This window comes from Paenibacillus nicotianae (assembly GCF_042681745.1).
Lineage (GTDB): Bacteria > Bacillota > Bacilli > Paenibacillales > Paenibacillaceae > Saccharibacillus > Saccharibacillus nicotianae.
The window spans coordinates 331,306-354,076 of the sequence record NZ_JBHUGF010000001.1 but is presented as its reverse complement, the minus strand read 5'-3'; the positions used below and the strand labels follow the sequence as shown (position 1 = coordinate 354,076).

The 22,771-nt window shown below is 38.9% G+C and carries 20 protein-coding genes; 7 read left to right on the top strand and 13 right to left on the bottom strand.

What is annotated here, in order from left to right:
• Positions 1-224: 224 nt before the first annotated feature.
• Entirely contained in the window at positions 225-863 is a 639-nt protein-coding gene (locus ACFSGI_RS01595) for a DUF6037 family protein (protein ID WP_204826636.1), read from the bottom strand.
• Positions 864-1,426: 563 nt separating this feature from the next.
• A complete protein-coding gene (guaA, locus tag ACFSGI_RS01590) occupies positions 1,427-2,965 on the bottom strand; it encodes a glutamine-hydrolyzing GMP synthase (protein WP_204826635.1) in 1,539 nt (512 codons plus the stop codon).
• 269 nt (positions 2,966-3,234) lie between these two features.
• Between guaA and ACFSGI_RS01585 the strand changes: the two genes are divergently transcribed.
• Positions 3,235-3,888: a DedA family protein gene (locus tag ACFSGI_RS01585; protein WP_204826634.1), complete on the top strand. Its 654-nt coding sequence runs from the start codon at positions 3,235-3,237 to the stop codon at positions 3,886-3,888.
• A 65-nt stretch (positions 3,889-3,953) separates the two neighbouring features.
• Here ACFSGI_RS01585 and ACFSGI_RS01580 read toward each other — a convergent pair whose 3' ends face one another.
• Positions 3,954-5,066, bottom strand: coding sequence for a YrpD family protein (locus ACFSGI_RS01580; protein ID WP_204826633.1), 1,113 nt, complete (start codon positions 5,064-5,066; stop codon positions 3,954-3,956).
• A gap of 208 nt (positions 5,067-5,274) precedes the next feature.
• Between ACFSGI_RS01580 and ACFSGI_RS01575 the strand changes: the two genes are divergently transcribed.
• Positions 5,275-6,690, top strand: coding sequence for a stalk domain-containing protein (locus ACFSGI_RS01575; RefSeq protein ID WP_204826632.1), 1,416 nt, complete (start codon positions 5,275-5,277; stop codon positions 6,688-6,690).
• A 231-nt stretch (positions 6,691-6,921) separates the two neighbouring features.
• On the opposite strand, the gene ACFSGI_RS01570 is transcribed toward ACFSGI_RS01575, so the two are convergent.
• The 7 genes from ACFSGI_RS01570 to ACFSGI_RS01540 form a co-directional block, all read right to left on the bottom strand.
• The gene (locus ACFSGI_RS01570) at positions 6,922-8,097 is read right to left on the bottom strand and encodes a M20 metallopeptidase family protein (RefSeq protein WP_204826631.1); all 1,176 of its coding nucleotides are present in this window, start codon (positions 8,095-8,097) and stop codon (positions 6,922-6,924) included.
• A 141-nt stretch (positions 8,098-8,238) separates the two neighbouring features.
• Entirely contained in the window at positions 8,239-8,874 is a 636-nt protein-coding gene (locus tag ACFSGI_RS01565) for a DUF421 domain-containing protein (RefSeq protein ID WP_204826630.1), read from the bottom strand.
• Between the two features lie 26 nt (positions 8,875-8,900).
• Positions 8,901-9,347, bottom strand: coding sequence for a DUF3290 domain-containing protein (locus tag ACFSGI_RS01560; RefSeq protein WP_204826629.1), 447 nt, complete (start codon positions 9,345-9,347; stop codon positions 8,901-8,903).
• Between the two features lie 171 nt (positions 9,348-9,518).
• The gene (gene bcp / locus ACFSGI_RS01555; protein ID WP_204826628.1) at positions 9,519-9,977 is read right to left on the bottom strand and encodes a thioredoxin-dependent thiol peroxidase; all 459 of its coding nucleotides are present in this window, start codon (positions 9,975-9,977) and stop codon (positions 9,519-9,521) included.
• 104 nt (positions 9,978-10,081) lie between these two features.
• Entirely contained in the window at positions 10,082-10,870 is a 789-nt protein-coding gene (locus tag ACFSGI_RS01550) for an ABC transporter permease (protein WP_204826627.1), read from the bottom strand.
• A gap of 4 nt (positions 10,871-10,874) precedes the next feature.
• The gene (locus ACFSGI_RS01545; RefSeq protein ID WP_204826626.1) at positions 10,875-11,669 is read right to left on the bottom strand and encodes an ABC transporter permease; all 795 of its coding nucleotides are present in this window, start codon (positions 11,667-11,669) and stop codon (positions 10,875-10,877) included.
• Positions 11,662-12,687 carry an ABC transporter ATP-binding protein gene (locus ACFSGI_RS01540; protein ID WP_204826625.1) on the bottom strand — a complete coding sequence of 342 codons (1,026 nt, stop codon included), beginning with the start codon at positions 12,685-12,687 and terminating at the stop codon, positions 11,662-11,664. The genes ACFSGI_RS01545 and ACFSGI_RS01540 overlap by 8 nt, the downstream gene beginning before the upstream one ends.
• A gap of 223 nt (positions 12,688-12,910) precedes the next feature.
• Between ACFSGI_RS01540 and ACFSGI_RS01535 the strand changes: the two genes are divergently transcribed.
• Together ACFSGI_RS01535 and ACFSGI_RS01530 are read left to right on the top strand one after the other, a co-directional pair.
• The gene (locus tag ACFSGI_RS01535) at positions 12,911-14,038 is read left to right on the top strand and encodes an LCP family protein (protein WP_204826624.1); all 1,128 of its coding nucleotides are present in this window, start codon (positions 12,911-12,913) and stop codon (positions 14,036-14,038) included.
• 160 nt (positions 14,039-14,198) lie between these two features.
• Positions 14,199-15,518: a glutamate-1-semialdehyde 2,1-aminomutase gene (locus ACFSGI_RS01530; RefSeq protein WP_204826623.1), complete on the top strand. Its 1,320-nt coding sequence runs from the start codon at positions 14,199-14,201 to the stop codon at positions 15,516-15,518.
• A 148-nt stretch (positions 15,519-15,666) separates the two neighbouring features.
• Here ACFSGI_RS01530 and ACFSGI_RS01525 read toward each other — a convergent pair whose 3' ends face one another.
• Positions 15,667-17,031 carry an aminotransferase-like domain-containing protein gene (locus ACFSGI_RS01525; protein WP_204826622.1) on the bottom strand — a complete coding sequence of 455 codons (1,365 nt, stop codon included), beginning with the start codon at positions 17,029-17,031 and terminating at the stop codon, positions 15,667-15,669.
• A 264-nt stretch (positions 17,032-17,295) separates the two neighbouring features.
• Between ACFSGI_RS01525 and ACFSGI_RS01520 the strand changes: the two genes are divergently transcribed.
• Positions 17,296-18,243, top strand: a complete 948-nt coding sequence (locus tag ACFSGI_RS01520; RefSeq protein WP_204826621.1) for a DMT family transporter — start codon at positions 17,296-17,298, stop codon at positions 18,241-18,243.
• A gap of 320 nt (positions 18,244-18,563) precedes the next feature.
• Here ACFSGI_RS01520 and ACFSGI_RS01515 read toward each other — a convergent pair whose 3' ends face one another.
• Positions 18,564-19,868, bottom strand: coding sequence for a vWA domain-containing protein (locus ACFSGI_RS01515; RefSeq protein ID WP_204826620.1), 1,305 nt, complete (start codon positions 19,866-19,868; stop codon positions 18,564-18,566).
• A 157-nt stretch (positions 19,869-20,025) separates the two neighbouring features.
• On the opposite strand from ACFSGI_RS01515, the gene ACFSGI_RS01510 reads away from it, so the two are divergent.
• Both ACFSGI_RS01510 and ACFSGI_RS01505 read left to right on the top strand, forming a co-directional pair.
• Positions 20,026-21,111 carry a hypothetical protein gene (locus ACFSGI_RS01510; RefSeq protein WP_204826619.1) on the top strand — a complete coding sequence of 362 codons (1,086 nt, stop codon included), beginning with the start codon at positions 20,026-20,028 and terminating at the stop codon, positions 21,109-21,111.
• Between the two features lie 38 nt (positions 21,112-21,149).
• Positions 21,150-21,512 carry a hypothetical protein gene (locus tag ACFSGI_RS01505; protein WP_204826618.1) on the top strand — a complete coding sequence of 121 codons (363 nt, stop codon included), beginning with the start codon at positions 21,150-21,152 and terminating at the stop codon, positions 21,510-21,512.
• A gap of 160 nt (positions 21,513-21,672) precedes the next feature.
• Here ACFSGI_RS01505 and ACFSGI_RS01500 read toward each other — a convergent pair whose 3' ends face one another.
• Positions 21,673-22,707 carry a glycoside hydrolase family 88/105 protein gene (locus ACFSGI_RS01500; RefSeq protein WP_204826617.1) on the bottom strand — a complete coding sequence of 345 codons (1,035 nt, stop codon included), beginning with the start codon at positions 22,705-22,707 and terminating at the stop codon, positions 21,673-21,675.
• Between the last annotated feature and the right edge of the window lie 64 nt (positions 22,708-22,771).

The following is a 22,771-nucleotide window of genomic DNA, read 5'->3' as shown; positions in this document are numbered from 1 at the left end:
ATTTTATAAAAATTAGAAAGTAATTACCTTAAACAGATTCAATGGTATTTTTAAAGTGAAGGATTGTAAAATAAAATGAGCCTATCATTTCGTTCAAATTCAAAGTAAGAATTTTTAACAGTTCATGAATAGTTCTTAGAGCAATTTTCTCACTTCGTTTAATAATCTGTTCTATAAAAAATGAAATCAACTTTGAGGAGTTGATTTCATTTTTAAGAATTGTCCTATTTATTTTTTCTTATTGTCCATTTTATAATGATATTCTCATCTGTTTCTTCCTGATCCAGATCCGTTGAATAGCAAAAGCTTAGATTAGTATCTGCTCCTAATCGTTCGTATAAACTAGGTCTATATAATCTTGTCTTATTGTCATTAAATGGACTTCGTTGTCCCAATCTATTATCTTTTTTTACAGGATTTCTTTTAACATAAAAACAGTATTTTTTCTCAGGGTCTTCTAAATCACTTTTGCTTAATGAGCGACACATTGCTTCTTTCTGATGTTCATTCTTATTATCGCTGACTTCTTCTGGAATAAATTTAGCAAGTTCCCTACTAAACTGTAATAAAATATCGCCCAAGTTACTACTGTATTCAATACCAAAGTATTCCCTTAATGTTTTCGCATCAGTAAGTAATTTTGATGAATTGGCATATACAACTAAAATGTCTGAAAAATTATTTTCTTTCAAAAATTCAAGTTTTAATAAAGCATACTCTGGAAAATTTTCGTTTTTTTCAAATAACTTTACTAATACAATATAATTTTGTTTTTTATAATTAAAGTAGAAAGAATCTATCACCCAACCTTTACTTTTCATATCTTGCTTTAACAGTTTTAAATTCTCAAATGTATTGACCATAGTTCATTCCTTTTCGTTTGACTTCATGATTAAATTATCAAATGTGCTTTTATAAACTCATTTAAAATATTCAAATGTTAAACAAAGTTACATTCATATTACCAAATTTCTTTTTTTATTGGCTATTTTAAAAAAATAATACCAGTAAAAAATTTCTTTTATAATTTATATTTTCTAGCTTAAATATTGGAATTTTAAAAACATTTTAAAGAATTTAGAACATACCTAACCTTATGTATAGTTATACCATACTTGTACTTTCTTATTTTTGTATTTTTTAATGTTTTATTTGATTCTGTATTCCTTGATCCACTTTATTTTCTCCTATATGACACATATTAAAAGATATATGAATTCAAAATAAGATACACATAGGGTATATTAATAAATGGATAATCTAACTCATAAGATTCCTAGTTCGGCATTTCCGACATTTTTTTGAAATTGTATCTTACAAAGCTATTTTATCAAATTTTAAATCAACGAAAATACTATTAAACAAACTTTCTAATATCAAATTAAAAACCACAACCTCTAAATTTAGAAGTTGTGGTTTTTTTAACCTACTCCCACTCAATTGTAGCTGGTGGTTTGGAGGTAATATCATACACGATCCGGTTCACATTATCGACTTCATTGACAATACGTACCGAAATCTTTTCTAACACATCCCATGGGATACGTGCCCAGTCGGCGGTCATGCCGTCGATCGATGTTACTGCACGAATACCTACGGTATACGAGTACGTACGAGCATCGCCCATCACGCCTACGCTCTTCATGTTAGGAAGAGCTGTGAAGTACTGCCAAATTTCGCTTTCTAGACCTGCTTTAGCAATCTCTTCACGCAAGATATAATCGGAATCGCGAACGATTTGCAATTTATCTTCAGTCACTTCGCCCAAGACACGAATCGCTAGACCTGGACCTGGGAAAGGTTGACGCCATACGATGGCTGCTGGCAATCCGCATTGTTCGCCGACTTTACGTACTTCGTCTTTGAATAGAGCTTTGAGTGGCTCTACCAATTCAAAGTGCATATCTTCTGGCAATCCACCTACGTTATGGTGAGATTTGATCGTTTGTGCTGTTGCTGTACCACTTTCTACAATATCGGTATAAAGTGTACCTTGTGCTAGATAAGCGAAGTCGCCTAATTTACGAGACTCTTCATCAAAGCAATAGATAAATTCGTTACCGATGATTTTACGTTTTTGCTCAGGATCGTCAACGCCTGCCAATTTGGACAAGAAACGTTCTTGGGCATCAATTTTGACAACTTTCATATCAAATTTACCAACAAACGTCTCCATTACGCTTTCAGCTTCGCCTTTACGTAGTAGACCGTGGTCGATAAACATACATGTTAATTGAGGACCGATCGCTTTGTGCAAAAGAATCGCAACTACCGAAGAATCGACACCACCACTTAGTGCGCACAATACATTTTTGTCGCCGACTTGTGTACGAATCTCTTCGATTGTGTCTTCGATAAATGTCTCCATACTCCATTCGCCCGCACATTTACAAATTTCATATAAGAAGTTACGGATCATTTCGTTACCGAACACAGAATGACGTACTTCTGGATGGAACTGTACAGCATACAATTGACGCTCTGCATTACTCATTGCAGCAATCGGAGCCGATTCTGTACTTGCATCCAAAACGAATCCTTCTGGCAAGCCGACTACATGGTCACCATGACTCATCCATACCGTATGACTGGATTCCATCCCTTTATTCAATGCACAATGAGCCATAAAGTCTACATCTGACTTCCCGTACTCACGCTTCGCAGAACGTTCTACTTTACCGGACAATTGTTGAGCCATTAACTGCATACCGTAGCAAATACCGAAGATCGGCACATTTAGATCATAGATTGCTGGATCGACATGCGGTGCATTTTCTGCATATACGCTAGAAGGTCCACCGGAGAAAATGATCCCTTTCGGTGACAATTCACGAATCTTTTCGACCGGGGTATTAAAAGGCATTAATTCACTATACACCCCTAGATCACGGATACGTCTTGCGATCAACTGGTTGTACTGTCCCCCAAAATCGAGAACTACAATTATTTCACTTGGACTATTCATTCACGAACCTCCCACATTTCAATGAGTCTAATTATACCTATGTGCAAAAGCCACCGTCAAGGCTTCTCACCTTACTACCACAATTAAAAGTGTACTTTCTGCCACTCTATCCCAAGATTACGTTTACATTTTAGAAATAACGAGATTTTGTTTAAAATAGACCTATTAATAGACTTTGTACTTTCCGATAGATTATGATGTAATAGATTGTTTTATTTTAGGATCAATAGTCAAATATAGAGAAATCATAGCACTACGGAGGAAAGCTGATGCAATTGATACATTATATAGAATCTCTTTTTACACATCATGGTTATCTAGTGCTTTTTCTAGGACTGTTGCTTGAATTTATCGCTCTTCCTTTCCCTGGTGAAACTACGATGGGATATGCTGGCTATTTGTCTTATATGGGTCGCCTGAATATGGCGTTGTTATTGCTTTGCGCGTTTGCCGGTACAACAATCGGTATGACGATCACTTATTTTATCGGTCGAAAAGCAGGGCTTCCGTTCTTGCGGAAATACGGAAAATGGCTGTTGTTGCCAGAGTCCAAGCTGGATAAAGCACAACTCTGGTTTGGTAAATATGGATATACGCTTGTCTTCTTTGGCTATTTTATACCGGGAGTGCGCCATTTCACCGGTTACTTCTCCGGTGTCATGAACTTTAAGTTCTGGCGATTTGCTGCTTACTCTTATAGTGGAGCATTGATCTGGGTAGGTGTCTTTCTAGCACTGGGTCGAATTTTCGGACCACAATGGACAATGGTGTTTCACTGGATTCATGAATACTCGTTTGAAGCGATAGCGATTATTGTAGTATTGATCTTATTCTTTATTATTGTGAAATTCCGCAGACGATTAGGAATTGCACTCGTGAATCGATTTGGGAAAAAGAAACCCAATGATTCGACTGAGGAATAGAATATAGTATAAAAAAACAGCGAAGAACATGACAGTGGATGCCGCGATCTTCGCTGTTTTTTTAGTTACTTTATATTGAAGGTGATACTATTAGAGGATATGCTCATACTGCTATTAGTACTTTTAGCAGCTTGGGTAGGCGTTTTAGGTGCACCGTCCACAGTAATGTTAGTTACTGATGAGTTTACCTGACCTGAAGCTTTTATATCTGTATCAGCTATAGTAGCTAGTATCTTATAAGCAGCGATATTGGAAGTTCCAGTTCCATTTTTCTCCATTATTACTGCCAATTTTGTTGGAGAAGCATTTGAACATGTAGAATTAGCGCATTTAGCTAAACCTTGCAATTTAAGTCTTGTAGTACTTACATTATCATGAACATAATTTTTCCAAAAACTTACTTGTACTTCTTCACCAGGGATATATCCGTTTTGAAATTGAACTGCATCATAACCGTTAAGCATAGTATTTGTAGACCAAGGATCACTAGAACCCAATTTTAAATACGGTTTCCAGACCTGATAACCATTTGATTGTCCATTTAATGAACTATATTGCAGTCCAGCATCAGCTTCTGTACTCCCGGTAAATCCTACATATGTGTATGAAGTACCTTTATTTAGATTTAATTGCTTTATATTTCCATCTGTGTGTATTCTTGCTTCTAATAGATTACCAGAAGGTACAGTTGCTCTAGCACCCATTCCTCCTGAGATTGGAGCGAGTGAAGCTAAGTTCTGAGTATACATACTGTTAGAACTTGATTTAACAGAAGTATCAATCGACGAACGAGTATTTAGATCAACAATTTTGGCAATAGGATTAGAGTTAGAAGAATCTTCATAAAAATATAAATCTTTATTATCTTCATCAATATAAAAATAATCGTAAATCTCTTTATTTGCTACTAACATTTGAGAAAACTCAGATGGCTGAGAAGTTTTCCTATTTTCTTTGATAACACTTTGTGCTTGAGAGATAAATTTATTTACATTCTGGTTAGAAACATTAGCTGTATTAGTTACTTTCACAAAACTTGCTAGTGAGTTATTATCCTGTGTATATGTATTTGCTGTTACTGTACTATTTGTCCCAACTACATCAGCTGCAGAAATTTTTAAAGAACTCGTTTCTAAAAACAACATACCAATAATAATTACAGTTATAAACTTTTTCAATTCTTCCACCTCAACTATTAAGTTTTAAAAAATCCAACTTCACTTCTATCCTCCTTATATGTATTTTTTTTCCTAACATTATTCTTATATCATTTTATTGTAAACATGTAAATATTTTATTTTAAAAAATCTACATTTGTATATTTTTTCTTCATGAAATATACTGTTTATGTAATAAAAACCATATGTACTCAGGAGGCACAATATCATGAAAGTAAGTAAGTATGTTATTCCGCTAGTTGTTTGTCTATGTTTAGGTCTTTGTATACCTTTTCATATCACATCAGCCAAAGACAATACAACACATGCACTAGAATCTATCAGCTACATACAAACTTCATTAGGCACTTCCTATGCTATTGACAAAGACGGCACAATCTGGACATGGGGTTCAGGAATAAATGCGGGGACTGGCGATAACTTTACTCACATTTCTCCTCTTCCTTTTACGACACCGAATGCACCTTTCAAAACGATTTCTCCCGGTGCAGGCATATATACAAGTGCAGTTACCCAACAAGGGCTTGTGTATAGCTGGGGGGTCGATGATCCTAGCAGACAAAAAACATCTAGCCCGGTACAAGTACAAGGTCTGAAAGATATCGTTGCTTCAGCTACCGGATCAGAACACTTTCTCGCTTTAGATAAAAATGGGCAGGTTTGGGGATGGGGATCGAATAAAGCGGGGCAGTTGGACAACACCAAAGTAAAAACAACCTCCACTTACACTACACCAACACCTTTACCTGGACTTAATGGAGTTAAAGCGATTAGCACCTACGATAACTATTCCGTCGCTCTAAAAAAAGATGGTACATTGTGGGGATGGGGATCTATTAACGAATCTACTACTTCTCCTACTTTACTGACTGGTGGGCAAAACATAGTATCCGTTACTATGAGCTATAGAGAAGTTATCGCTGTCAACAAAGAGGGACAAGTATTGGACTGGGATCTGTCTTCCGGTATGCATGCTCCCAAAACCTATACATTGAAACTACCAATCACTTCGACAGATAATGGTGCAGCAGGCGGGATCTATGCGATCGCAACTAATGGTTCGGTCTGGAAAATAGATCCTCGTAATCAACCAACTATTACACAGGTTAACGGGTTAAAACAAACAATACAGATTGCTTCAGGTAATAGCTTTACGCTGGCTCTTGATCAAAACGGTATGGTCCACAGCTGGGGTTCAAATGCCGTAGGACAACTAGGTATAGGTAATCCATTTAATCCATCCGGTACCTCCACACCTGTGATTGTACAAAAGCCTATAACTGTACAATTGAATAAGACTGAGCTTCGGATACCTAATCTGCCGTTCTTAAAACAAAATGCCGTCTATGTACCTGTACGTGGGCTATTCGAGAAAATGAATGCAACAGTTACATGGAATAAACAAAATAGAAACGATGTATTTATCACAAGTGGCACTACCAGCATTCATCTGACCAAAGGAAAAAATACCGCTATCGTTAATGGGAAAAGTGTACCTTTGTCTTCTCCACCTCAATATGTGAATGAAAGTATTTTTATTCCGCTACGCTTTATTTCAGAAACGATTGGCGCTCATGTCAATTGGGATAGCACAAATTATACGGTCAGCATTGATACTAATTAGTATCAAACATAGTAATATGAGCTAAATGAGGAAACAGTCAATAAAAAGAGCCTATCGATGAGTTGCTTCCATCGACAGGCTCTTTTTATAATAATTTATGGTTTAGTTGCATGATCTATCTCTATCGTAGCCTACAATCGTACTTCGTTATCGCTACAGTTATCATTTACATTTGTTCATAAAAATACTAGACACTCATGGATAGACTCTTTGTTGGTAGACTTTATCTATTTACAACAATTTCTCTGCGGCAATGCCTAAAAAGACTTTACCAGCATTCACTAAAGCACGTTCGTCGATATCAAATCGTGGATGGTGGTGTGGGAATGCGGTATCTTCGGTTTCATTTTTCGAGCCGACAAAGAAGAAGTTACCCGGACGTTCTTGTAGATAATACGCAAAGTCTTCTGCTCCCATTGCTGGTGGTAACATAAGAAATGCTTCTTCGCCCATCGTATCAACGACTACTTTTTGAACATGTTCCGTTTGCTCAGGTGCATTTACAACTGTTGGATACCCATGAATATAGTTAATCGTATAGGTCGCATGACTCGCTAAAGTGATGCCATGTACCAGATCTCGAATATCCTGTTCGATTTGTGTACGAACCTCTGGATCAAATGCACGCACTGTACCTTCGATTTTGGCTTTGTCTGCGATAACGTTAAACGCTTGCCCTGCTTGGAACACACCGATCGTCACTACCGCTGATTGTATAGGGCTGATATGACGGGATACAATTGTCTGCAAAGCACCCACTAACTGGCTACCAATAACGATAGAATCGACAGATAAATTGGGTTGTGCACCATGTCCGCCTTTCCCTTGAATCGTAATCGAAAAGGAATCAGCAGATGCCATCGCAGGGCCTGAAGCTGTTCCAATTTTGCCGAGCGGAAGAGCACTGGCTAAATGCGCACCGTATACTTCATCGACTCCGTCTAAAGCTCCATCTTCCACCATTGCTTTTGCTCCACCTGGAAGTAATTCTTCAGCATGCTGGAAAATAAATCGAATGTTGCCTTTTAGATGTGCTTGTTGATCGCTAAGTACACTGGCTACACCTAGTAGTGCCGCTGTATGCCCATCATGTCCACAAGCATGCATAACGCCATCATTTTGCGAACGATAGTCTACTGTATTTTCTTCATGAATCGGCAATGCGTCAAAGTCTGCGCGAAAAGCGATCGTTGGGCCTGCTTGTGCTCCTTGCAGGTCTGCGATCAATCCGCCTTCACCTACACCTGTACGCACTTCATACCCGAATCCTTTCAACGTATCTGCAATATATTGAGAAGTTTTCACTTCTTGAAAAGATAATTCAGGGAACTTGTGCATATGTCTGCGCCAAGACACCATTTGCTCAAATTGTGCTTCGATTGCTTGTATCCATTGTTGTTTTGCCATTATTGTGTGCCTCCTTGTATAGTGTGAATCCACCTCTAAATATTCCATTATTTAGAAAAAGCCAATGACTCCAAACTAACATAGCTCACTCTTTATGTCAAATTTACCATATAAAATTCAGTGATGAAATTAGGTTTTGATTTACTTTTTATACGCATGCAGACGCAATTCACCCGAAATATATTCCCCCAGATAAATTTGTGATATCTGATGTTGAGTTTCTTGCTTGACCCGACCTTCCAGCCACTTGATATCTTTATGAATCAGATCGAGTACATCTTGATTGACCTGTCCATCGACAATAATCGGATAGCGGATATTTTCATCGCCATATTGGATCACTGTTAATTGTCCATTTTGCTCCAAAATCGCCCGTTTTACATTTTTAATCTCATATATGCCTATTGCCCGTAGCTTAAACATTAATTCATTTGCTGATATTCCACAGCGTAGACATTCGCCAACATTAACTTCACCGTTCACCACTAAATTGATCGGCTTGCCATCCACAATACCCTTAATATACGGATTATGTTGTTTGAGGAATTTGATCATAAACACCAGTAATGTCCAGATCAGTAGCACCAGAAAAAACTGTAATGGCTTTACGGCTTCATTATAGATCACGCCACCAATAATACCCCCGAGTACATAGTTCTGCACTTGATCGATTGCCGATGTAGGTGCTAGATTACCTTTGCCCATCAGGTTAATCTGTAATACCAGACAAAGAATACCGAGCGCTAATTTGATAATAACAGGATAATAGGCTTCCATAGGTTGTCTCCTTTTTCTCTACTAATTTATTGATTGATGACTTTAATATCTGGATTCACTAGATAGACCGTCTCTAATGTATAAGCACTCATATCATTATTAAAATGAGCAGTATAGTAAGCTGTAGGTGTTTTGATAATCACTTCGTCTACTAGCGTCGTGGAATTGACACTGATCTGAGTTTCATCAAGCTGTTGATCTTTGGCTAATTGATGAACAAATTGCACCATCTGCGAGTATTTGGAATAGGTGCTTTGATCTTGCGTATAATCGGAATACTGTACGCCGATCATAAACACAATAATAAGTAGTAAAATAATACTCAGATCGCGATATTTCGTTTCGATCCGTTTGCGCATATACAATGAAAACAACACCAGCAATAAGATTAATGCGACAAAAATAAAGATATACTTGAGATATACATTAAAAGTCGATTGATTTTCTAAATAAGCAATTGTGTAGAAATTCATAGGTCATTATCCTCTCCTTTGGTATAGATTGCTATCAACAAGATGACACAGGTAAGCGCTATTTTTATCCATTAAAAAAGCAACGTCTTTGGAAGGACGTTGCTTTGGTAGAGCTATCATAGAGCAGTATTGATTTGTAGAGCATTACCTTTATTCTATAACTATCTCTTCTTACAGGGCAGCAAATACTTCTTCTGTATGCCCTTTGACTTTTACTTTATACCAAGCTTTGATTAAGATGCCTTCTTCATCGATCAGAAATGTAGAACGTACAATACCTTCGTATTCTTTGCCATACATTTTCTTCAATTGCCATACTCCAAATGCTTCTGCAACTGCATGATCAGGATCGGATAATAACGGAAAAGACAGTTCATACTTTTGCGCAAATTTATCATGAGATTTGACCGGATCGGGGCTAATGCCCAACACAACTGCACCTTTTTGCTCATAGGCTGCTGAACTATCGCGGAAATCGCAAGCTTCTTGGGTACAACCCGGCGTGCTGTCTTTCGGATAAAAATATAACACGATCTTTTTGCCACGATAATCACTTAACGAGATTTCCTGACCTCCAGATGCTTCTAATGTAAATTCAGGTACCTGTTGCCCTACTTGTAATTCACTCATCGTTTTGCCTCCTTCAGCGAACTGATACTCTGTATATTCGATGTGGCATATACAGAGTTCATTTTCAAAATATAAGCATATTCCTTCTTAAATGATATTCAACTTTATGATCCTGCTCCACGATAACGCTTGATTCCACCATTCCAGAATAACAAGCCTAAGGTGAAAAAGACAATCCCCATTACAGGAGTAACCCATGCCATGCGAATCATTTCAGGTCGATCTAAAAACAGTGCGGCTGGATAGATACCGACAAATGCAAATGGCAATATCCATGTTAGCAAAATTTGAATAATACGATTGTAGATCGTGATCGGATAACGTCCGTATGTCTGAATATTGTACATTAACGGAATAATCCCTGTTGGTGAATCCGAGTAAAAAGAAATCGATGTGAGAATCGTATAGATTCCTGTATAGATCAGTGTCGAGCCGAGTACCATCACAATCAGTGCAGGAATATGCCACCATAATAGCTCAATTCCTAACTGTCCTCCACTCCAGATCATAATAATCACACCGATCAGTGAACCGATTAATGACGGTGGATCAAGATTTTCTAGAAAAATCTGAAATAAATTATGGGCAGGACGGGTTAGAATACGATCCATTTCACCTTTGACAATATAACGATCGCCAAAGTTCCATAGATTCACAAAGCAACTGTACAATCCGTACGGAATCATAAAGTATCCATACACAAATACCACTTCTGCTTCGGTAAATCCACCCAGTGTATCTGTATGTGCAAACACAACAAAAATAAAGATTAAGTTCGTCGCTTGAAAAAGCAAATCAGAGATGACTTCTACCCAGAAGTCAGCACGATATGTTAAACGGGTCTTCGCATAATTCAGAAAGTATTCCCATACCAATCCAAGATAATATTTCATCTGCTTAGCCCCCCTGTACGAACAGCCGCACACGAGCAGCACGCCATATAAAATAAATTGGAATTAATAATAGAACAAACCATACTACCTGAATCCCTAACACTTCCAAAATTCCTGTTCCTTTGACACGTCCTGTAAATACCGAACCTGGCAAATACGTGATCGCTTGAAAAGGTAAAAAATTCATAATCGATACCAACCAACCCGGGAAAAAGCTAATCGGAATCAGCAATCCTGAAAATAGATCGACAACAATGCGTTTCATCCGCATCATTCCTTCGTTATTTTCAACAAAAAAGGCAAGCATTCCGATAATAATATTAATCTGTGAATTGATCAAAAAGCTAAAAAATAACATGATCAGAAAACCGATCCAAGAAGTGATACTTGTCGGCAATTGCACAGGAAATAGCAGTAAAGCGATTAACATCCCTGGGATCATAAATAATAAGAAACGGAACAATCCTTCACCGAATCCTTGCATCATTTTGACCATCAAATAGTTATAAGGGCGGATAAACTGAATCGCTATCGTACCGTCTCGGATCTCGGTCGCTATCTCCCGATCTAGATTGTTAAAATAAAACGAACGTGCCATCCACGAAACAGCAACATAGGTGGTCATCTGTGCTGCTGTAAAGCCTGCAATCTGTTCTTTACCACCATAGATCGCTTGCCATGTAAAATAATACACACCGATATTGAGCGTATATACCAGAATACCTGAGTAATAATTGACTCGATAAGCAAGCATCGTCAAAAAACGAATACGAATAAAATCCCAATACAGACTAGACATGAATCTTAACCTCCGGCTTTTCTGCTGAACCGGAACTGTAAATCTGACGTACAATTTCATCGGTACTGGTCTCGGAAATCTGAATATCCAGAATTTCGACCTGACTAAGTACTGCTGTCAGCACATCGGATACGGCTGTATCTGCGGTCACCAATGCAGTAGCAACAAGTTCACCTTCTTGTGTCCATTGTACCGGTAGACTAGCTGTCCATAATTGGAGCTGAGAAGCAGTGACTGCTTTGCCGAACTGGAAGCGTACTTCTTTGCCTTTGCCCCAGCGAGTCTTGAGATCATCCAAGCCGCCATCATAAATAACGTTTCCTGCGTCTAACATAATGACGCGTGAGCACAATGCTTCGATATCTTGCAAATCATGAGTTGTCAGTAGAATCGTTGTCCCTTGCGTACGGTTAAGGTCTTTGAGAAATTCACGAATTTCGGACTTTACGACAATATCGAGACCAATCGTAGGCTCATCCAAAAAAATAATCGATGGATTGTGTAACAATGCTGCAACTAATTCACAACGCATCCGCTGACCCAGACTCAGCTTACGCACTGGACGGCTTAACAAGTCTTGTAATTGTAGACGTTCGACCAGCTCGTCGAGGCGTTTTTTGTAATCTGATTCAGATACCTGATATACTTTACGAAGCAATTGAAAAGATTCAATCACTCCTATATCCCACCACAACTGACTTCTTTGTCCGAACACAACACCGATTCCCTGCACGAACTTTTCCCGTTCTTGATAAGGCACATACCCGTTAACCTTAATCTGACCGGATGTAGGGACAAGAATACCAGTAAGCATTTTGATCGTGGTCGATTTGCCAGCACCATTTTCCCCGATATACCCACAGATTTCTCCTTGTGGGATTGAAAAGGTAATATCGTTCACCGCAGCAACTTCATTATATTGCCTTGCGAATAAGTCTTTGAGTGCTCCGGTTAATCCTCCGCGGCTCTTCTGAATCTGAAACGTTTTGCGTAAATCTTGTACTTCGATCGCCTGCATGAGTATCTCCTTTATGCTTGATTGATGTTCATGTTAGATATGCGCTAAATAGGGCGCTATTTATAACAATCTTGTCAATTCGCTGTAATTGATTGTTGCCTAAAAAAAAATTATAATGTACGGGTGTCATGAAGAGCAATCAAAAGTGATAAACAATTTTTCAAATTGGCATTAAGATTCTGAAAACATAGTATAGACCTCACCCTCGAAAGGAAGAAAGATCATGAATGTAAAAACAAAGCGAACGCTGCTTTGGACCGTAGCGATTATTGTAGTTGCGGTTATAGGCTATGCGATTTATTACTTCACAGCAGTATATAACCAAATTGATGCATTACAAAAAACAGGCGATGCATCCCCGTTCAAAAATGTCCAACCGACCAACGTAGCCGTCACTCAGCCTCCTGTATGGGAAGGAACGGAACCGGTCAATATTCTTTTAATGGGTGTTGATTCACGTAGTGCAGACGATGGTGAGATTCCACGTTCAGACACCATGCTTGTCGCTTCACTTGATCCTGTCAAAAAAACAATTCATTTGTTCTCGATCCTGCGTGATACGTATATTCCGATCTCTGGTTATGGCGAGAACCGAATCAATAGTGCGATTACCCATGGCCCGAATACAGCTATGAAAACCGTTAGTGACTTGCTAGGTATTCCGATTCAATATTATGTCTATACTGACTTTCAAGGCTTTATCAAACTGGTTGACGCTGTAGGCGGTATCGACTTTAATGTTGAAAAAGATATGCATTATACCAGTGCCGCAGACAAACACATGTATGATATCGATCTCAAAGCAGGTATGCAACATTTAGACGGCAAAACAGCTCTACAATATGTACGTTTCCGTCATGATGCGATGTCTGACTTTTCCCGTACCGAAAGACAACGTGCTTTCTTAACAGCGGTTGGCGAGAAAATGAAATCAACGACTTCGATTATGAATCTGCCAACGATTTTGGAACAGGTGAATCCGTATATTGATACGAACTTGAGCACTGACGATCTATGGAAACTAGCTTCGGTTGCTTACGATAGTAAAATGAATGGTAGTGACCAACTGCCTCCAGACGATCTACTAGCCGAGAAAAAAGTAGGCGGCGCTGATGTGATCGGTATTAAGAGTAGCGAAGAGTTACAAAAGTATGTACAAGAAGCTTTGAATAAATCAGCCGTAGAACCAACACCGGTATCTACAGGTACTAATAAAAGCGGTACAAGTTCGGATAGTTCTTCAGGCAGTTCCAATTCAAGCTCAAGTACAGAAAGTTCAAGTCCAACGAATACAGGTGGTTCCTCTTCTTCAAGCTCAACATCAAATAGCTCAAGTTCTTCGGTTCAGTAAACCTGTTAAGATAATCACTCAACATTCTGTAGCAACAATGGTAAACTAGAAGTAGCGCAGTTCAATCATCGTCACCTCTGTAGGTATAGCGCCCATATAAAGGGCGCTTTTTTCTTGTCTGGATGGTGGTTGCTGTTATTTTGAATAAGGAGCGATTGTATTGAATCCACGAACACGTTCTTCCCAATTATATGAACAAGCACTAGAACATATTGTAGGCGGTGTAAATAGCCCGTCTCGCTCATTTAAAGCTGTCGGTGGCGGTGCACCTGTATTTATGGCTAACGCTAAAGGCGCTCATTTTACAGATGTTGATGGCAATAAATATATCGATTATCTAGCAGCATATGGGCCGATCATTACCGGGCATGCGCATCCACATATTACTGAAGCGATTACCAAAGCCGCGCAAAATGGCATCCTGTACGGTACACCGACAGAACTTGAAATCCAATTAGCGATGATGCTTAAAGACAGTATTCCTTCTCTGGATAAAGTACGCTTCGTTAACTCCGGTACCGAAGCGGTAATGTCTACGATTCGTGTCGCGCGTGCGTATACCAAACGCAACAAAATTATCAAATTCGCAGGCTGTTATCATGGTCACTCCGATCTAGTCTTGGTGGCAGCAGGTTCTGGCCCTTCAACACTAGGGATTCCAGATAGTGCAGGGATTCCAACCAGTATCGCGCAAGAAGTGATCACTGTACCATTTAACAATCTAGAAGCATTACGCGAAGCACTAGAGCACTGGAGCGATCAGATTGCAGCCGTAATGGTAGAGCCGATTGTCGGTAACTTTGGTATGGTCATGCCTGCTCCTGGTTTTCTAGAAGGATTATGTAAGTTAGCTCATGATTATGGCGCTTTAGTGATTTACGATGAAGTGATCACAGCTTTCCGTTTCCATTATGGTTCCAGTCAGACATATGCAGGCTTAGATAATCATGATCAGATCATGCCTGACTTAACAGCACTTGGTAAAATTATTGGTGGTGGACTGCCGATCGGTGCTTATGGTGGTCGCAAACATATTATGGAACAAGTGGCTCCGTTAGGCCCTGCTTATCAAGCAGGCACAATGGCAGGTAATCCGGCATCTGTTGCTTCAGGGATTGCTTGTCTGGAAGTGTTGCAAGGCGAAGGTGTCTATGAAGAAATGGAACGTCTAGCGATTCGCTTAACCGATGGATTGCGTGAGTCTGCGGATCGTCATGGCGTAGCGATGACCATTAACCGGATTCGTGGTGCATTTTCAACGCATTTCTGCGATCATCCAGTGACCGATTATGATCAAGCTCAAGATACCGATGGCGAGAAATTCGCAGCATTCTTCCGTCATATGCTAGATCGTGGTGTGTGTCTGGCTCCTTCCAAATATGAAGCGTGGTTCTTAACAACTGCTCATGTGGATGCTGATATTGATCAGACATTGCAAGCGGCTGATGAAGCATTGAAATTGGTTGCCGCAGGAAAATAAGGTTAAAGTGCTCAATATGATGCACAGTATCCAAATAGAATACTGATCGTTAACGTCAAGCAAGCGACTTGTGAATATATCACAGGTCGCTTTTCTTTTGCCTGAACTGCATCCACTGTAGAACGATTATCATTAGTCGATGACTATATTACTTTTTTAGCTTGGGTGTAATCGATAGCTTGCGAATTTCTGTAGCGATAATGTTCAACGTAGAATCTATCTGTTCTTCAGGTACATTGGATACATTCATCCGTAATAGACTGATCGTATACGGACTGTCTGGCAAAAAGTGCTGACTACCATCGCCTACGATGATTTTCTGTTCTGCTAAGCGCTTGATTAAGACTGAAGTCGGGAAATTATCAGGTAAGCGCAAAAATGTATGCACTGCCTGATTACGCGGAGCATTAGCAAAAATAGGATCAGCAGATAAAGCATCCAATGTACGATGTAATTGAGTAATCCGGCGATCGTACCCTTCCAGTAGATACCGCCGATAACGGGTAAACATTCCATTTTTGATATACATATGTAGAGCCGCTTGAGAAAGCACAGAACTATCAATATCGAGCAATCGTTTATATTGAGAAAAGGTATCGATTAATGCTTGAGGCAAAACCGCTACACCGATCCGCAGACCAGGAAAAAGAATTTTAGAATAGCTTTTGAGATAAATGATATGCTCTGACGTGTCATACGCATACATCGGATCATTCGAGACAGCATGTTCTAGATCGGACAAATAATCATCTTCGACGATATACACATCGTACTTTGCTGCTAATGCGACTAATCGCTTCTTATCTACTATCGATAACGATGTTCCTAATGGATTATGAAATCGTGGAATCACATAAAAGAACTTGATCTCTCCACTCTGGAAAAGAGTTTCGATTCGCTCCCAATCCAGTCCATTAACTGTGCGTTCTACTCCTTCTACCGGCACATGCAATGCTCCCAGTAATTCAATCAATAAATGGTAACTTGGTTGCTCGATCATAATCGTCTGCCGACCATTTGGAAAAGGCATCATTGTCAGAATCGACAAAGCACGCTGTATTCCTGATGTCACAAATAATTGAGATTCCCGCGCAAATACTTGCACTTCTTCTAACTGTTGTCTCACTTCACACAATAATGGAGGTAATCCTTGCGGCATCCCATACGAAAATAATTGATCTCGATAAACATGAGTCGCTTGATTCAGACAACTTTGAAAATCATCATAAGGAAACAATTCAGGTGCTGGCGCTGCCGATGATAAATCAACCACTTCACGTACAGGATAACGCTGTTGATCATATCCTTGTTGCGCAACATAATATCCGCTCCGATCGATAGCATATATCCAGCGTTCACGCGCTAATTGTTCATATGCTCCTATCACAGTCGATGGACTGCAAGAGTTGGTCTGCGACATAGATCGAATCGAAGGTAGCTTCTGACCGGATAGTAAAGTGCTTGCTTGAATCTCCTGTTTGATCTGCGCCACTAACTGTTGTTGTTTGTTCATCAGTCTACTCCTTATTGATCTTTTCATTCTTAAATTGGAAAAATAACAGTATCTAATTATTTATATACTCGTTTTTTTGCACAATACGCTTATTACTTTTTCTATGATCAGTATGACATATTTTAAATCTATTCTTCTATCATCCTCTGTTACATCTGTATCGGTACAGATGAATTTTATCGTTATTGTGACCGATTTGGTAGCCACGTTATAGTGAATAAGCGATCTTATCCTATAGTAAATTATCGCTTGGAGGTCATACCGATGTCTACAGATTCACAGCGTCTGCCCGCTTATCTGGCTGCTCTAGCTTATGCACTGATTATTGGATTTTCATTTTTATTTATGAAAATGACGATCGATACAGCACATCCATTGGACGTACTGGCTCATCGATTTTTGTTATCTACTATCGTCTTGGGGATTCCTATTCTGCTAGGTTGGATCAAAGTCACCTGCACATGGCGAGATATCTGGCGCATCTTGCCATTAGCGATGTTATCGCCGATTTTATTTTTTGCTTTTCAAGCGTTCGGATTATTGTATGCTTCTTCGGCTGAAGCTGGCATTATACAAGCAACAGCACCTATTTTTACATTGATTTTAGCAACTTATTTTCTTAAAGAACAATCGTCATGGATACAAAAAGGATCACTGTTACTGTCTGTAATAGGGGTTGTGTTTATTTTTGTCATGAAAGGCGGTACGAACTTTTCGCTTAGTAATCTGGGGGGAATCTTGTTGTTGGTCGGGTCTGCGCTTTGTTTTGCAGGGTATGGGGTACTGGCTCGTCCACTAACAAAAGAGTACAATCCTCTTCAATTAACATGGGTAACGATGATTACCGCTTGTGTATTATTTAATGTTGTAGCACTTGGTCGCCATCTGGTACTCGGGACTATGGTAGAATATGTTCAACCGTTCGCAGAACCACATTACGGATTCGCTTTGCTTTACTTAGGAATATTGTCTTCGCTTGGAACGACTCTGCTATCCAGTTATGCGCTATCTCATCTGGAAGCAACCAAAATGAGCGTATTTAGCAATTTTGCGACAATTACGTCGATGATTGCAGGTAGTGTATTTTTGCATGAACAGTTGATGTATTACCATATCATCGGTACAACCTTAATTATTCTCGGCGTGTTGGGAACCAATTGGGGCAAACATACACAATATCGATCCAAGCAGATGATAACAGCAAAAAGGTGAAACGCTATAAAGTACTCTTTTCAAAAGGAAAGCTTCTCTAATCGTTGTTGTAAAATTTTTATTTTATTTAAATAGAAAGTTGATATGTAAACACGAAAAATCAGATGTTACGCATCACTGCTATATTAATAGCAATATCATCTTTCTCTATCTAAATAAATTAGTTTACATCTCTCTGTTCCTTCTACCAAATCAAAAAAGAGCCAAAAGGTAGTCAAAATCATCTCTGCATTATACAAGATGCTTTACTACCTTCTGGCTTCTTCACTCTTCACTCTTCACTCTTCACTCTTCACTCTTCACTCTTCACTCTTGTTCAATTATGCCAAAATTCCTTTACGTCTTGCTTCTACAATCCAGCTTGGAAATTCGTTAAATAGGCGATCATATAGCTCTTCATCGCTAACTTTAGAAATATCGTCTAATTCAAAAAAGCTGGCGTTATCGATAAATCGTCCTTTCAGCTCATCCAACTGACGCAAAATACCGTAATTGGCATTGCCCAGTCCAACAAACTGCCAGAATAGATTCTGATGAGAACTTTCGGTAATTAACTTGGTAATTTTGCTTTTACTACTAACTCCACCATCGCTAAAAAAGATAATATATGTCGGAATACGTACATTCGGTTCTTCGACTGTATATCTGCGAATCACATCTTCCATCACAGGCGGTTCGTTGTTCGTTCCACCTTTGCTTCCTAATTTATAAGTGCGTGCGACATAATCTTTGTAATCTTCGGCACGTACACTTGGAGCACGTAAAAATTCTTTTGCAAAAAACCATACGTCCAATTCTCCATTATCATCAAATGCTGCTGCAATCGCCAAAATACGTTCAAACGCTTCTTGGACAATCCCTTTTTTGTATAACGAATACATAGAACCGGAAGCATCGAACACTACAGCCACTCTCGCTTGAATCGGTGGTACCTGTTTCTTTTCCAATGATAAGGTCACTTTACGTTTAAGAAGATCGATTTTGCCCATTGATGGATTAGACGGTGGTGTTGCAGGTTCAGGTGTAGATAACGGTTCAGAAATAACCGGAGCAGGTGTCGGCTCAGTTGAACTTGTTTGCGAAGAAACCGTTTCTTCAGGACTATCATCAATCTCTACACCAAACGACTCTGCTAAAGGCTGTAATCCGCCAAAAAATCCACGTCCAATCGCCCGTACTTTGAATCCTTGTTGATAACGATACACTTCTATAAAAATAAGTGCTGTCTCTGCTGTCGCTTCTGTAACCGTATATGTAATCTCTTGTTCGCCGATTGTAAGCACAGCTTTGCATCCTTGCACTTCTGCAAATGTGCCTGCTCCTTCCAAAGTAGCTGTAAATACACATTTGGCAATAGGAGCATTTTGCAATTTATTCATATCTAATAAAAATTGCGTACTCCGCTCTGTCGCTTGTGTCAAATTTACCGATTGATGTGGATCGACATTTTGATTGTAAAAAATAAAATAATCATCTGAAGGTACTTTGCCTGCTTCATTCACCATAAAGCAACTGATATCCAGCGGTGATGGTGAAGCATCACATTGAATCATGACTTGTAATGATTGACCTTGCGCTAGATTGGTATTTTGTCCTTGATTGAGTACGATATGTTCGCTAGCCATAAAAGCAACCCCTTTTCCCAATCGTTATTTATATTATTACCATAAAGCCTATTATTTTCCTCGTCAAATCTAAATAGTACACATGCTTCAAATATACGTTATAATATATATAGGTATGCTATATAAAATAAAGGATGTGCAGAAAGGATTACCTGCTATGAAAAAATGGATTTTAACATTAACACTATTGCTATTATTACCGGTACAAGCATTTGCTGCTAATCCTACAGATGATCACTTATCTTTTCCCGATGATTTTCGGATCGATACACAGATTGTCAATTTACCAAATAATCAGTCGGTACTGGCAGATATGGCAAATAAACGTATAGAAATCGTGGATCTGAATACATCCAAGTCACTCTGGAAAAAATCGTACGAACGCATTTTTAGCTATGATGTATTAACCAGTTCTAACAAATTAGTATTGCTTGTAGAGCACAAACAATCTCTACAAAAAATCACATTATCGACAGCTACAGGTACGTTAGGCAAAGTGCTTTCTACTGTTACGTTACCTGCTCATCTGTATCAAGCCATTTCGGGAAATGGTTCACAGTTAGCATGGTCTGCTCCTACGTCTACCAGCAAAGAACAAATTGTTGTTCAATCGAGCAAGCAGTTATCTGTCTATCAAGCACCCTGGACAAAAGCTGTTCTAAGCACAATACCCAATATTCAGCATACATTTAATTACGAAAGTGCTAATCCGTCTCAAGTAAAAACATTCTCGCATTATGTAGTCGCTCAATATCATGGTGGTAGCTTGATGCAAACGCAAATGGTCTTTTATATCTGGGATATCACTCATCCTACAGCTAAAGGCAAAACCATTACGATTCCATGGAATATCGATGCTGATTTTCAATTGCAAAATAATGAACTGGTTCTTTACACTACCAATATTAAAGGCAATGCGTTAGGCGCAAATACGGACAAACCTTTTCCAATCTATGCACGTTACAATCTAGCTACAGGTCAACCTACTTATGAAATGATCCGTACATTAGCTGATCGTGATGCAGAATGGACAACCGATTATAATAACAATCAAGTCTTTCTTATAGACGATAATGAGCAGAAAAATTATTTATACGATCGTAACGGCAAAGAAATCTGGCAAATGTCCAAAACATCTGACAACACCGTATCCAAATTTATTAAATACGAGAATGGTCTACTCTATATGATCGTTGAAAATCTAGATCATCAGTTCTCGATTGTGAAGCAACCTCTGCTCTAAACTTATACAATTCACCTGTCTAGAGAAGGGGGAAAGATATGCGTTTTTTGTTAATCTGTTTTGTTTTTCTACTTGCATCTTGCTCAAATTCTACAGCTTCTCAACCATCAAAGGATACGTTCTCTTATGTGGCTGAATTAAATAACTTGCCTGTTCCTTCAAGTGCTACAGAAGTAGCTACGATTTCTGATAATGATCTAAAAAATTACAAAGTACCGGAAACATTTGGTACATTAACTACAGACTATATTGCGAAATTAAAACAGGATAAGTGGAACGTTCAACCTATCGAAAGTAACAAAGTGTTATCTATTGAGAAAGATTCTAAGCATTATACTTTATTTATTACTAAAAGTTCTGATGAAAAAGTAACGAATGTTACGGTAAGACAAAGCAGCTAGAAATTTGTCGTTTCACTGCATGTAACCTAAAGAAAACACGCTGCTCTTTGAATAAGAACAGCGTGTTTTTTTATATCTTATTTGCTGAATTAAAATGTCCAGGAATAATACTATACTATATTTTTTCAAAATAACGATCGATATGATCGCTTCATGATAATCAACCAAATACGTCTTCTTTGGTACGTACCAATTGAGCTAGAAAAGCCAAACCTAATCCTTGACCCCACCCTTGAATACGTTTGGCAGGAACTTTGCGGTAGCCGTCGATATCGTTCATGACGGCTGTACCTGCGGACACACCTGTAACAGTGCCATCTTCTTTGATTTTCGACAAAATGCCATCTATCGCTTTTTGCGTATATTTATTATACAGCCTGCCTTGTAACAATAACGCTGTCGCAATACCAGCAGAACCGGATGTTTCCAGATACGAAGTTTCATCGGTAAGAACTGTGTGCCACAATCCTTCTGGTGATTGTAGACGCACCAGAGCACTTAATTGATCTCGCAAAGAACCATCGATAATCATATACGATGGATGTTGCACCGGAATAAATTTGAGTGCTTTTGCCATTGTGAGTGCTGCCCATGAGTTACCACGCGCCCAGTACATGCCTGACATATGATGCTGATTCACATGATCCCAACCATGATAATACAGATTCGTATCGTTATCTTGTAAAAATTCTTCATGTCCATGATATTGCTTCAAGCCATCTTCAATATACTTCTCATTGCCTAACAAATGACCGATTCGTAGCAAATAGTAGCCCGCCATAAACATCGTATCTACCCATGCTTGTTGTGGAAATACATCGGTTAACGAATTAACGGTATGCTGGAAAATGCCATCGGCAAAACGCTCTGCTTTGCTATCTAGAAACTCTGCCATTTCTTTGGCAATATCCAAATACTTTTCTTCGCCTGTTGCTTCATATAAAGTCAGCAGACAATGACCGATCGATACACCGTTTACAGATAGTTGTGGTAATCCTTCTTCGATCTGCTCATCGATCCAGATTTTGAGCTTGTCTAGATATTCCTTTTTCCCTGTCGCTTCATAAGCTTCACAGATTCCGTAAAAAGCAACACCACCCGGCCAATCCCAACGAAAATCCATATTAAATGTACGTTCAACAACACGATCTATCACATCGCGAATATGCTGTTCATCAAATTGTAAAGCAGGCATACCTAATCATCCTTTCCTTATCGCGTATTGGATTCTGAATAGAACTTGAAATATAACAATGATC

What these genes read in the sequence shown, in the direction of transcription:
- ACFSGI_RS01520 (WP_204826621.1), top strand. Translation starts at nt 17,296, where the DNA reads ATGTCTACAGATTCACAGCGTCTGCCCGCTTATCTGGCTGCTCTAGCT.
- ACFSGI_RS01510 (WP_204826619.1), top strand. Translation starts at nt 20,026, where the DNA reads ATGAAAAAATGGATTTTAACATTAACACTATTGCTATTATTACCGGTA.
- ACFSGI_RS01570 (WP_204826631.1), bottom strand. Translation starts at nt 8,097, where the DNA reads ATGGCAAAACAACAATGGATACAAGCAATCGAAGCACAATTTGAGCAA.
- ACFSGI_RS01505 (WP_204826618.1), top strand. Translation starts at nt 21,150, where the DNA reads ATGCGTTTTTTGTTAATCTGTTTTGTTTTTCTACTTGCATCTTGCTCA.
- ACFSGI_RS01550 (WP_204826627.1), bottom strand. Translation starts at nt 10,870, where the DNA reads ATGAAATATTATCTTGGATTGGTATGGGAATACTTTCTGAATTATGCG.
- ACFSGI_RS01525 (WP_204826622.1), bottom strand. Translation starts at nt 17,031, where the DNA reads ATGAACAAACAACAACAGTTAGTGGCGCAGATCAAACAGGAGATTCAA.
- ACFSGI_RS01565 (WP_204826630.1), bottom strand. Translation starts at nt 8,874, where the DNA reads ATGGAAGCCTATTATCCTGTTATTATCAAATTAGCGCTCGGTATTCTT.
- ACFSGI_RS01595 (WP_204826636.1), bottom strand. Translation starts at nt 863, where the DNA reads ATGGTCAATACATTTGAGAATTTAAAACTGTTAAAGCAAGATATGAAA.
- ACFSGI_RS01500 (WP_204826617.1), bottom strand. Translation starts at nt 22,707, where the DNA reads ATGCCTGCTTTACAATTTGATGAACAGCATATTCGCGATGTGATAGAT.
- ACFSGI_RS01535 (WP_204826624.1), top strand. Translation starts at nt 12,911, where the DNA reads ATGAATGTAAAAACAAAGCGAACGCTGCTTTGGACCGTAGCGATTATT.
- ACFSGI_RS01545 (WP_204826626.1), bottom strand. Translation starts at nt 11,669, where the DNA reads ATGTCTAGTCTGTATTGGGATTTTATTCGTATTCGTTTTTTGACGATG.
- bcp (WP_204826628.1), bottom strand. Translation starts at nt 9,977, where the DNA reads ATGAGTGAATTACAAGTAGGGCAACAGGTACCTGAATTTACATTAGAA.
- ACFSGI_RS01560 (WP_204826629.1), bottom strand. Translation starts at nt 9,347, where the DNA reads ATGAATTTCTACACAATTGCTTATTTAGAAAATCAATCGACTTTTAAT.
- ACFSGI_RS01515 (WP_204826620.1), bottom strand. Translation starts at nt 19,868, where the DNA reads ATGGCTAGCGAACATATCGTACTCAATCAAGGACAAAATACCAATCTA.
- guaA (WP_204826635.1), bottom strand. Translation starts at nt 2,965, where the DNA reads ATGAATAGTCCAAGTGAAATAATTGTAGTTCTCGATTTTGGGGGACAG.
- ACFSGI_RS01585 (WP_204826634.1), top strand. Translation starts at nt 3,235, where the DNA reads ATGCAATTGATACATTATATAGAATCTCTTTTTACACATCATGGTTAT.
- ACFSGI_RS01540 (WP_204826625.1), bottom strand. Translation starts at nt 12,687, where the DNA reads ATGCAGGCGATCGAAGTACAAGATTTACGCAAAACGTTTCAGATTCAG.
- ACFSGI_RS01575 (WP_204826632.1), top strand. Translation starts at nt 5,275, where the DNA reads ATGAAAGTAAGTAAGTATGTTATTCCGCTAGTTGTTTGTCTATGTTTA.